The 10,769-nt window shown below is 36.2% G+C and carries 7 protein-coding genes and 5 pseudogenes; 5 read left to right on the top strand and 7 right to left on the bottom strand.

The window, feature by feature from the left end; all coding sequences use genetic code 11:
• The first annotated feature begins 221 nt into the window (after positions 1-221).
• A complete protein-coding gene (locus AC1IR0_RS15065) occupies positions 222-1,118 on the top strand; it encodes a hypothetical protein (RefSeq protein ID WP_479741527.1) in 897 nt (298 codons plus the stop codon).
• A gap of 156 nt (positions 1,119-1,274) precedes the next feature.
• Complete coding sequence (locus tag AC1IR0_RS15060; protein WP_004647714.1) at positions 1,275-1,943, top strand: epoxyqueuosine reductase QueH; 669 nt, start codon at positions 1,275-1,277, stop codon at positions 1,941-1,943.
• Here the strand turns inward: AC1IR0_RS15060 and AC1IR0_RS15055 are convergent.
• From AC1IR0_RS15055 to AC1IR0_RS15040, 4 genes and pseudogenes are all read right to left on the bottom strand, one after another.
• Complete coding sequence (locus tag AC1IR0_RS15055; RefSeq protein ID WP_479741526.1) at positions 1,940-3,331, bottom strand: methylenetetrahydrofolate reductase C-terminal domain-containing protein; 1,392 nt, start codon at positions 3,329-3,331, stop codon at positions 1,940-1,942. The two genes, AC1IR0_RS15060 and AC1IR0_RS15055, sit on opposite strands and share 4 nt — an antisense overlap.
• 188 nt (positions 3,332-3,519) lie before the next feature.
• Positions 3,520-3,621, bottom strand: a pseudogene (locus AC1IR0_RS15050) (putative oxygenase MesX); the annotation flags it as partial.
• A 24-nt stretch (positions 3,622-3,645) separates the two neighbouring features.
• Positions 3,646-3,762: pseudogene (locus AC1IR0_RS15045) on the bottom strand (transposase); the annotation flags it as partial.
• 50 nt (positions 3,763-3,812) lie between these two features.
• Positions 3,813-5,018: a tyrosine-type recombinase/integrase gene (locus AC1IR0_RS15040; RefSeq protein ID WP_479741525.1), complete on the bottom strand. Its 1,206-nt coding sequence runs from the start codon at positions 5,016-5,018 to the stop codon at positions 3,813-3,815.
• Positions 5,019-5,320: 302 nt separating this feature from the next.
• Between AC1IR0_RS15040 and AC1IR0_RS15035 the strand changes: the two genes are divergently transcribed.
• Complete coding sequence (locus AC1IR0_RS15035) at positions 5,321-5,752, top strand: PPC domain-containing protein (RefSeq protein WP_253102531.1); 432 nt, start codon at positions 5,321-5,323, stop codon at positions 5,750-5,752.
• Positions 5,753-5,870: 118 nt separating this feature from the next.
• Here the strand turns inward: AC1IR0_RS15035 and AC1IR0_RS15030 are convergent.
• From AC1IR0_RS15030 to AC1IR0_RS15020, 3 genes and pseudogenes are all read right to left on the bottom strand, one after another.
• Positions 5,871-6,839: pseudogene (locus AC1IR0_RS15030) on the bottom strand (IS481 family transposase).
• A 202-nt stretch (positions 6,840-7,041) separates the two neighbouring features.
• Positions 7,042-7,392: a hypothetical protein gene (locus AC1IR0_RS15025; RefSeq protein ID WP_004281821.1), complete on the bottom strand. Its 351-nt coding sequence runs from the start codon at positions 7,390-7,392 to the stop codon at positions 7,042-7,044.
• Positions 7,393-7,543: 151 nt separating this feature from the next.
• Positions 7,544-8,043 (bottom strand): annotated as a pseudogene (locus AC1IR0_RS15020) (IS3 family transposase); the annotation flags it as partial.
• 162 nt (positions 8,044-8,205) lie between these two features.
• Between AC1IR0_RS15020 and AC1IR0_RS15015 the strand changes: the two are divergent.
• Positions 8,206-8,633, top strand: a pseudogene (locus AC1IR0_RS15015) (IS5 family transposase); the annotation flags it as partial.
• Positions 8,634-9,067: 434 nt separating this feature from the next.
• Positions 9,068-10,702: a malate dehydrogenase (quinone) gene (mqo, locus tag AC1IR0_RS15010; RefSeq protein ID WP_004733172.1), complete on the top strand. Its 1,635-nt coding sequence runs from the start codon at positions 9,068-9,070 to the stop codon at positions 10,700-10,702.
• Positions 10,703-10,769 lie beyond the last annotated feature (67 nt).

Raw genomic sequence — 10,769 nt, 5'->3', positions numbered from 1 at the left:
GATATCATCGGTAAGAAGAGTACGTGCCATTGAAAATATAGAAATAAAAATAACTCAAAGGAGGATTTTAAGTATTTAAAACCAATTCTTCAAATGAGGACACGCCCTAGTAATTGCTCACAAAAACTAAATTTTTAGGGAGGACTATCCATTTTCTTGTATATTGTTTAAACAAAAACAATACTATAGACTCAAGATATTAATTATTAAGGAGAATTTTAGTGAAGGAATCTGAGTTGATATTAGTCGATACAGAATATTCAATATTTTATTCAAATAAGAAATTTATTCCCATAGACGAAGTGATATCTAGCCTCAGAGCTCTAGAAAGTAATATTCATTACACCTCTAAATTTATTGAAAAAGCCTATCCTAATTATAAAGTCATAAACTCTGAAATTTTCATTGAAAATTTAAAGAGCGGTAGTTCAGATGTCAAATTAATAGTTCGAAAATCTCTACACTTTATTGAAAAAAGTTCAAAAACTGCTACTCAACTTATTCCATCAAAAGAAACTGTAAAAGATATAATAAAGCAGTCTACTATTGCATTAATTATAGAAGGAACAAAATTAGCTACGGCCACGCCAGCAACACCCTCAATAGTGAATAATATTACCGTAAATAATATCAACACGACTATTCAATCACCTTATTTGAATGAAATCCAGTATCAAGAAGTATTGTCAAAAATTCCTCAAAAATCTTTAGCTGAAAATGCTATCAATATTACCAAACCTGCGAAATTAGAGGATAAAGCTGAGATCAAATTTGATTACCAAGATAAAAACGAAGTAACTTTCGATCGCTCCATTTTAGATCCAATACCAGCAACTTACACACCTCCTACTCTCGATGAGAAAGAACAATTCCATCAAGACATAGTTTTATCAATTTATGCATCCGATAAAGACAGACGAGAAACTGGGTGGGCAGGATCGATTCATTCTTTAAATCATAAAAGGGTATCTTTAAAGTTAAATGAGAGTGTTAAGCCTGATCAACTTCATGGAATGACCGAAGTTGTAGCTAGTGTAATGGTTCATGAAAAATTTAATCGACAAAAAAAAGTATATGAAATTTCTTATATAGAAGTTCTAGGATTCAAAGTTAAATAGTTTTTTAGGTTTAAATGAAAGTTATTTATTTAGGACTTATTGGCTCTAAATATCATGAAAACTTTTCATTTTTTGATTAGAAAATATCAGCTTATCAGAGATTTATCTCCCAACTAAACCGTTAAAATATAGGGTTTAGATTTAAACCCTATAACTATGTCAAACAAACTTGAACGTCAGAAACTGACTCTCCCAGCAGGTCACGACAAACTTCTGCTCCACTCTTGCTGTGCACCATGCTCGGGCGAAGTGATGGAAACCCTAATTGAATCAGGCATCGACTTTTCGATCTTTTTTTATAATCCCAATATTCACCCTGTCAAGGAATATGAAATCCGTAAGGAAGAAAATATTCGCTTTGCAGAAAAACATAATATTCCTTTTATTGACTGTGATTACGATACAGACAATTGGTTTGCACGTGCCAAAGGCATGGAAAATGAGCCAGAGAAAGGTATTCGCTGTACCATGTGTTTTGATATGCGCTTTGAACGCACTGCCCTTTATGCAGCTGAAAATGGCTTCAGCCTAATTAGTAGCTCATTGGGTATTTCTCGTTGGAAAGATATGAAGCAGATCAATGATTGTGGGCATCGTTCTGCTTCACATTATGAAGGTATCACCTATTGGGACTACAACTGGCGTAAAAATGGTGGTGCTGTTCGTATGCTTGAAATCAGCAAGAAGGAAGAATTCTACCAACAAGAATATTGTGGCTGTGTATACTCCTTACGTGATACCAACCGTTGGCGTATGAGCCAAGGTCGTGATCGCATCAAATTGGGCGTGAAATTTTATTCGAATGCCATGGATGATGAAAGCTAAGCTTCAGTCGCCAGATACCAATTTTTCCAGGAACTGGTTCCACGGACTTCAATGGGTACAGTTGGAATCAGTTTTTCTTTTAGAACGTCAGTCTGTCCCACGGCTTTGGCAAGTCGGGCTTTCACAGAATGAATGCATTCACGATCTCCAAACTCACAGCGATCCAATGTCGTACCACCACAAGGACCATTCGCCAATCCTTTGGGACAAGTTTCAGGGCAAATATATAAAGTATCTCTTAACCTACATTGACCACAACTTTCACAACCCACGACCCCTTGCTTAGAGATAAATTCAGTTTTTAACAATGCTTTTGCTGCAGGCGTATTTTCCCAGAATGAGGCTTTAAAAATAAAATGCCCCACACCTTTGGCAATTTTGGACTCAAATAGAGCCTTGTGCATGAAATGCAATTGCTGATATTTAATAAGCTGGCTAGAGGATGGTTGGCGGGAATAATAAGCTAATTCTGGCACGAGTTCATTTTTAGTCTTCACTTGCCACAGTGCATTCCAGAGTGCTTCGAGTTCCTGTAAACCATAATGTCGATATTGTTCAATATATTTTTCTAAAAGCTTTTGCTCTTCAGGCTTATGGCATGCTGAAAGATGCACACCTGCAAAACCCAAATATTTACATATCAATATTTGTATAGCACAACGTTTATAAGCATTCTCAGTTCGTCCATCCTGTTTTTCCTGAGCCAACACTCGTAACATGTGTGGTGTAATCACAATTCCTGCGATCTTATGTTTCATCATAAAATTGGCACGTGCCAAACTAAGTGGCATAACACAAGCAAGTATATTTTGTGGGTATCGATGACGATTTAAAAAAGCCTTGGCTTGTTTTAAAGCCTCCATATCGTAACCCAACTGGGTAACGATAAAGTCTGCTCCTGCTTTAATCTTTTTGTGAAGTTTTAAATATTGTGCATCACGTTCAGCTTCAGCATATTTAAAGGGATTAAAAGCTACACCAATATGAAATCCACCATAACACTTTGCGGCCATGACCGCATTGACAGACTCTAAATATCGGGTGCGATTCGTTCCATCTTGACCATTTGTATGCCCTTTTAACTTATCACCTGTGAGAAGCAGTAAATTTTTTTGTCCCGAAGCTTGAGTTAATTTTAAGAAGGTCTCAAAATCAGTAATATCCCGACCTTTCCCTGAATAATGGATGATTTTTTCCACTGATGAAGGAAATGTCTTCGCACATTCAAGTGGTGGCAAATCACTATCGGCATGCACTCGATCTGCCAAAGTGATCGCACATGGAAATTCTGCTAAAGACATTGGTACGGCAATGCCCTTAGCAAAACTTAAATATTCCAACAAAATACAAAACTGATTGTGCTTAAAATGGGAAGCAAGCTGTGACATAAAATAAAGTTCAAATAAAAATGATTAAAGCAGGTCGCTATTATATTCGACCTAACAGAATCAGCCCGATTAATCTTAAACAGGCTGATATAGAAAATTTTAGTCAACAATTATGCAATGAATCTATTCACTACATTTAATCAGGCATCTTTCTCATTAGATTCTCGCTCTAATGTGAAATGAAATGCCTATTTTTCAAGAATATTTTGATACGACTTAATGAAGTTCTCTTCTATCCATTTACCTTGCTTAAGATTCAATCGAACACGTTCAACACCGTCATAAACTTTACGAGTTAAGAGAAATCATTATTGTGAACAGACTATTTCTCTAAGTTGATTCATCACAACATGTAATTTATAGCCATAGAACCGGCCCATTGAGCTTTTACCACGAGATGCAATTTTAGATAATGATTTATGGCGGTGAATAGGTTTGTGCAACAAAGCTTATTCTAATTAAAACTTGGATTTCATAACCATTAATTTACAGTACAACTATCAATAAAATCGCCCCACCATTGCATCATTTCCATACGCTGATTAAAATATTCTGCATGATTATAACTTGCACGGGTTTTATTTTTATCAGTATGAGATAGCTGTGCTTCAATCCAATTTGATTGAAATAAACCGGATTCATTTAATATGGTACTAAATGTCGATCGTAACCCATGAGAAGTTAATTCATTTTTAGTATATCCCATTTTTCTGATAATCAAGTTCAGGGTATTAAAATGAATAGGTTTATTATTATTTCGGGGGCTAGAAAACACATATTTTTCGCCATGAGACCAAACGAGTGCTGATTTCACAACTTCAAGTGCTTGATCAGATAGTGGAACAAAAAAATCAGGGATATCATGACCTAAAATAACCTTTCTTCTATATTGTTTAATATGTAAGGCTGGTATTTTCCATATTTTTTTATCTAGATCGAAGTGATGTGGTTCACAAAGCAATAATTCTCCACCACGGACGCCTGTATATAATTTAAATAACAGGGCTTTTTTAATAATAGGATCTGTATTAATCTGATTTAATTTAGCTAAGAAATTAGATAGTTCATCTGAATTCAAATGAGGATAGTTTTTCTTAATCTTATTGTTGACTAATATTTTATGAAGTCCATGTGCAATATTATATTCACAATACCCCATCGCTACCGCATAATCATAAATCTGATTTAAATAACTATAGGCTTTCTTTACAGGTTCTTTTACATTTCTAGATTCTATATTTTTAATAATCTTAACTAGATCATATCTTTTAATTTCAATAAATGGCATTAGTCCAATATTTGGATAAACATCCTGATCTAAACATTTTTTTGCGAGCTGAATTACACCGCATCGTGGTTCATCTTCAAAGGAATTTTTAATTTTAAATTCTAACCACTCTTCACAAATATCCTGAAAAGTTTTGATGTATTTTTTATGCAGTGGTTTATTTTCATAATTATTAAATTTATATTCATCCCGTACTGATCTGGCCTCTTTCAAGGACATTACAGGATATTCACCCAACTTCATGCGAGGACGTTTATTTGTCCCTGCAAGTGAATAGCGATAACTCCAAGATTTACGTCCGTTTGGTTCTACCTTCAAACTTAAGCCGTCATCATCTGCCAGAAAATAGATTTTTTCCTTTGGTTTAGCTTGACGTACCTTAATTTCAGTAAGACTCATGAATTTTTAACCTAACCACAAATGGCACTGCTCAATTCAATTATAGCAAATTTAAGCGATATTCATATGATGCGTATCATACGCATCACATATTTTTATAAGTAATTGTTAAATAAAATTTATATTTAGATTGGTTATTCCCTAGTAACCAATTAATTAACCATTGATTTTGCAAGTCTTAAATTGGCATTTGAAGTGCAACCCCATGTTATGACTATTCACATTTCTGCTCCATCATTCATGGTTACTTATTAGTTATGTTATTATGTCAGGAGCGATACAAGAATTAGGGTAACCTTATTATGGAAATAGCGAATACGAAATTACTAGCTGGCGCTTTGATAGCCCTAACTTTAACTATAGTTAGCCCTGTCGTACTTGCAAATGATAACAATGATATACGAAAGACTATTGTAGTTAAGTTTGCTAAAAAAGCTCACCCTGCAAATTATTACGGAAGGATAGATGGATACAAGTATGATTCCTACAAATTTTATGCTAAAAAAGGGCAAAAGTTAAAAGTGAAGTTGACTGGAGGAAATGTTGAAGCTTACTTATGGGGTAATCAATTAAAAGACTCCATCAATCTTGGAGAATATTCTCCAGAGCTTGATGATAAGGGTATTTATATTTTACCTGCTTCAGGTGAGTATGAAATTAGAGTATTACAACCTAGATCACAGGCAAGAAAAGATAAAAAACCTCAATACTGGATGAGTATTAACATTAAATAAAGACTTGCTAGATTTTTTTAAGCTTTTATACCAGGGTTCAAAAACTATTGCCAGTTAAACGGGGCGTGATTTTTACATATATGTTTTTATATTAATAAAAATGATATAGATACGTAATTCATAGAGATCGTTTCAATTTAGCAATCTCTAAATACATCTTGTAATTGGCATGTTGAATCCGTTCATTTGAGGGGTCGTATTGCTTCTGGACTTCATCTAAGAAAGGAGTTTCTTCACATAATTCAAAGTACCTTTCCATCGGTGTTTTACCTTTCAAAGCCGAATGTGGTCTCATCCAGTTATAGTAATGCTGCCATTCTGCCAGTTTGCTCTGAATTTCCTCTGAATCGATATCTACAGTAGCGTAGAACTCAGATTTATCAGTCTTTTGTGAGCGCTCTACCTTGCCATTCAGATGAGGTGAACCCGGTTTATTTGGCCTAAATTTGATTCCATACTGCATCATTTTTTCTGTACTTTTTCAGCAAAGAATGCTCGTCCACGATCGGTCTGTATTCGCTGTATGAGAAAAGGTATTTCTTCAATTACACAGTTAAAAAGTCGAGTGTATTCGCAGCTGTTCGGCGTTTATATATCCTTAAAACGCGATATCGTGTGCAGTCATCGATAGATGTGTACTGATATAGTCCAGGACCCAGTTTACAGGTATCCATTTGAATTCTATCGCCTGGTAATGGACGTTCATAACAAATGTAATCTACTTTACGACGGAATTTTTTAATCGGTTTGACTTAATGGGTGGATAGTACTTTATGGATAGTCGCCAAGGACAACGAGACTCCGTGCAGCTCATTAATTCGGTTTGCAAACGTTGAGCACCAAGATTTCTAGCTGAGCGCATTTCCAATATTAAAGCTTCTAGCTCAGCATTGATTTTAGTATTTGGCGATTTTAAGGGACATTTACTATGACTACTTAATCCATCAATACCTTGTTCAGAATATCGTTTCCACCACTTACGTAAAGTTGGTCTAGAAATGCCACATCTCCGACAAACCAGGCCAGCATTATTAGTCTCTTCAAATAATTTAACCCATACGAGTCTTTGTTGAATTTCTCTGTTCATAGACACCCATTATATTGAAGTGATGTCTATGAATCACACAGATTATCATAAGGCTTTTGAAACTGTCGCACCTCATGTTTGAATTCACCCATTAACAGAGTGCGAATTAGTCCTTGATCATGTTTGACCACATTTCAAGGAATAGTGTCCAACTTTCGGTATGCAGATTATGGTGTGGGGTTCTCTTAAAGTTTAAACCTTATTATTTTACTTCAGTAATGCTGATTGGCTGGTCTTTTACAAATTCAACAACCCCTTCACCACGTTTAAAGTGAATTGAAACTCCATTATTATTAGCTAAACGAATACCACTACCAGCAACTGTTTGCTTTAAACGATATACCATGCCTGAGTTATCAGTCATTAAAGCAGTTTCAAAGTTATCCGATGATTTCAGAAAAATTAATAAACCATTTGGACCAGAAAATTTAAGGACCTGCGTATCAGCTGAAGTATTGCTTGTAGCCTTATCTTGTAAAGTTTCAGTCTTTGGACTCGAAGTACACCCAGTCATTGCTAAAACTAACAAAGTTAAACTTAAAAAATATTTCATTTAACTACCTTTTTCATCTGTAAATCATAGGTGTATTTATACTAATTGTTATAATTTAACAATAAAACAGATATTACTTTTTTTTACATAAAAAAGCCATAAATCGCATTTTGAACCTTACCGGATTTATCGGAGATTTTTTTTATTTAAGTTAGGCCACCTGACCTAACGGGTTAATCTTATCATAGTACATTGCTTCAAACTCAAAAGGCGATACATAACCCAGTGCACTGTGTACACGCTTTTTATTGAACCAATCTACCCAATTTAATGTCGCAAGTTGTACATCTGCTAAACTTTGCCAATCTGCTTTTAAATATTCAATCATCTCTGTTTTGTATAAGCCATTCACTGTTTCAGCCAAAGCATTATCGTATGAGTCCCCGTTGTACCGATTGATGCTCGTAAATTTGCTGCTTCTAAACGATTGGTATAGCGAATGGAAAGGTATTGAACACCTCTATGGGAATGATGAATCACATTCCTTGGCATACCTCGATCGTGCAATGCTTGCTCAAGTGCATCGAGCACCATATCTGTATTCATTCGTGTTGATACTTACCATCCAACAATTGCTCGTGAGAACACATCAATAATAAAGGCGGTATAGACCCAGCCTGAATTTGTTTGAATATACGTAAAGTCACTCACCTGAGATACCGTCTTGGTAGTCAATCAATAATTGAACCGCTCTATCTCTGATTTCAGGGGTATATTTTACTTTTTTCATCGGAACACTACGCTTCGCTACGTCGTGCGAAGCAATGCTTCTCATCTCAGGAAAGTTGGTCTCCAACAAACCCGGTACGGTTCAATGTCAGTGATTCACAGGTGCTTGGTGATTTACTTAATCAGATTCCACAAGATGAGCGGATTGACTCTGTTTATACCGATGGAGCTTATGACACCAAGCAATGCCGTCAGGTCATTGCAGATCGGCAAGGGCATGCGGTGATTCCACCTAGAAAAAATGCGAAACCATGGAAAGATACAAAGAGTAGCTCGCTAGAGCGAAATGAATTACTTCGAACAGTTAAGCGTTTAGGCAGGACACTATGGAAAAAATGGTCAGGCTATCATCGGCGAAGTTTGGTTGAAACTAAGATGCATTGCATCAAATTATTAGGAGATAAACTCAGTGCAAGGAGTTTTGATAGCCAAGTGAATGAGATCCATGCACGGTAGCAGTCCTTAACAGATTTACGGAATTAGGTCGACCACTTACCCAAGTTACGCCTTAAATTTGGCTCAATTAGGGGCGCTTTGCATTTCAAATCTTTGTGCAATAAAGCCGTTGGAAAGTAATCTTGAAACAAGTTATAAGCTTCTTTTTCATAAATTACTGAGTATTTGTATAAATATTCAACATCTGATTTTTTTAACCCAGATATTGAATTAAAATAAAAACCAATAAACAAGAACAAACATCATTGGTATTTATATTTTAATTATGTTCATTTACAATAAAAATTACTAAGTCAATACATATTTAGTCTAAAATATCCATCAATCAAAAATGTGTGATAGCTTCGAACGTTAATCTTTGCATACTTGTAATTTTGAGTATTACTTCAATTCTCTAAGCTAATTCTTTACAAGTGTTCCTATCACCATAATTGTTATTCTTGTCTTCGCTATAAAGCGATCCAAACCTGCCCTCCATGGTCATAATCGCATGAACAAATTTTTAAAATACCTATTGGTATTCATCGTTCTGCTTATTATTGCAGCACTAATCTTTTTATTTAGACCTATCGCGTCTAAGAAAATTCAAAACACCAGCAATGAGCCTGTCGTTGACGCAGTCTTAGTTGGTGGTGGCATCATGAGTGCAACCCTAGGCACATATCTTAGTGAACTTGAGCCAAACTGGCAAATTCGTATGTATGAACGCCTAGACAACGTTGCCCAAGAAAGCTCAAACGGCTTCAACAATGCTGGCACAGGCCACTCTGGCTTTATGGAAATGAACTATACCTCTGAAAAAGATGGAAAAATGGACATTTCTAAAGCTGTGAACGTTGCGGAACAATTTGAAGTTGCAAAACAGTTCTGGTCTTATCAAGTCAAAGAAGGCGTTTTGGGTCAACCAAATAGCTTTATCAACCCTGTACCGCACATTGCCTTCGTTTGGGGCGATAACGTGAATTTCCTAGAAAAACGTTACGCTGCAATGGTTAAAAACCCAATGTTTTATGGCATGAAATTCTCTGAGAATCCTGCTGAAATTAAACAATGGGCACCATTGGTGATGAATGGCCGTGATGCTGCACAAAAAGTAGCTGCAACACGCATGGATGTAGGTTCGGATGTGAACTATGGTTCGATCACCACTCAATTGGTCGATCACCTTAAAAAACAATCTAATTTCCAGTTACAAACATCGACTGAAGTGACTGGCATTAGCCAAAACGATGATAAAACGTGGACTGTTGCATTTAAAAACCTCACTACAGGAAAAACAGATCATGTGAAAACGCGCTTTGTCTTTATTGGTGCAGGCGGTGCAGCGGTTAAACTTTTACAAATGACAGGCTTACCAGAAGCGAAGCAATATGCTGGCTTCCCTGTAGGTGGCGTGTTCTTAATGACCGACAACCCAAAAGTCACTGAAGGCCATACTGCAAAAGTTTATGGTCGTGCTGAATTAGGCGCACCGCCAATGTCTGTTCCACATATTGATACACGTTATATCGACGGTAAAAAATATGTGTTGTTTGGTCCATTTGCAACTTATTCAAACAAGTTCTTAAAACAAGGTTCTCAGCTTGATTTATTGAAATCAACCACTAAGAACAACGTTTTACCAATGACCGCTGTGGGTATGGAAAATCTTGATTTGGTGAAATACTTAGTTAGCCAAGTCATGATGACCGATGAAGACCGTTTTAATGAGTTGAAAAAATACTATCCTGATGCAAAACCAGAGGACTGGCGCATGAATCAAGGTGGTCAACGTGTTCAAATCATTAAGAAAGAACCAGGCAAACCTGCAAGCTTGCAATTTGGTACCGAGATTTTTGCATCACAAGATGGTGCTGTGACTGCCCTATTAGGTGCGTCTCCTGGTGCTTCAACTTCCCCTTATATTATGTTGAGCTTGCTTGAAAAAGCATTCCCTCAGCAAGTAGCAGGTAAATGGAATCCGAAATTACATGAAATTGTAAAATCGTACCAACAAGAACTCAGCACTAATCCTGTGCTTCTTGACCAAGTTCGCCAATACACCAGCACAACCCTTGGTTTGAAATATACACCTATGGCTAAAGCTGCAAATGACGAAACTATTGCGGTAGCAAAAGCACAGTAATCTGCTTTAAACCCTAAAAAGGATGGACTTTGCGCCATCCTTTTTTAATTCATATTTGAAACTATTC

The organism is Acinetobacter sp. 129952 (assembly GCF_056642055.1).
This window is presented reverse-complemented; position numbering and strand designations above follow the sequence as displayed.